This window comes from Burkholderia sp. Se-20373 (genome assembly GCF_017104705.1).
Classification (GTDB): domain Bacteria; phylum Pseudomonadota; class Gammaproteobacteria; order Burkholderiales; family Burkholderiaceae; genus Burkholderia.
This window is the reverse complement of the sequence record NZ_JAAGPH010000377.1, coordinates 1-817: the sequence shown is the minus strand read 5'-3', so window position 1 is coordinate 817 and position 817 is coordinate 1. Positions and strand designations below refer to the sequence as shown.

General features: G+C 66.7%; 1 protein-coding gene and 1 pseudogene. Both read right to left on the bottom strand.

Going from position 1 to position 817, the window contains the following annotated elements; translation table 11 throughout:
• A pseudogene (locus G3N96_RS38850) lies at positions 1-210 on the bottom strand (putrescine ABC transporter permease PotH); the annotation flags it as partial.
• Positions 211-220: 10 nt separating this feature from the next.
• The coding region (locus G3N96_RS38845) for a TOBE domain-containing protein (RefSeq protein WP_206140505.1) at positions 221-817 on the bottom strand (597 nt) is incomplete at its 5' end.

Below are 817 nucleotides of genomic sequence, written 5' to 3'. Positions count from 1 at the left end.
CTGGTCGGCGAAGCTGATCTTCAGCACCAGCACGAACGGCAGCGCGAAGAACACCGCAAGCCACACGAACGGCACGCCGATCGCGACGCTGCGGCCCGACGGCAGGAAGCGCGACAGCAGCGCGAAGCGGCCCGGGCGGGCGCGGCCGGCGCCGGCGCTCGCGGCACCGGACGATACCGACGCGGCCGGAGTGGTAGTGGAGGTTCTCATCGTGGCGTCCTCACTGCGTCAGCACGACGCCGCTGGCCGGCGACCACGACACGAACACGTCGTCGTTCCACGCCGGTGCGTTGTCGTTCATCAGGTGCGAGCTCGACAGGTTCGACACGACCGTCTTCCCGCTCGGCAGGCGCACGTGGTACAGCGAGTAGCTGCCCATGTACGCGATGTCGGTCACGACGCCGCGCGCCCAGTTGTGTTTCGAGCCCGGCTTCTCGCGCGATACGTGAATGCGTTCGGGGCGCACCGAGATGCCGACCGGCATGCCGAGCGGGCCGGTGATGCCGTGGCTCACGTACATCCGCGCCTCGAGGTCGTCGCTCTCGACGAAGATGTGGTCGGGCTCGTCCTCGACGACGCGCCCTTCGAACAGGTTGGTCGAGCCGATGAACTCGGCCGAGAAGCGGCTGTTCGGGAATTCGTACACCTCGCCCGGCGCGCCGATCTGCACGATCTTGCCCTCGCTCATCACCGCGAGGCGGCTGGCCATCGTCATCGCCTCTTCCTGGTCGTGCGTGACCATCACGCAGGTCACGTCGACTTTCTCGATGATGTTCACGAGTTCGAGCTGGGTCTTCTGGCGGATCTTCTTGTCGAG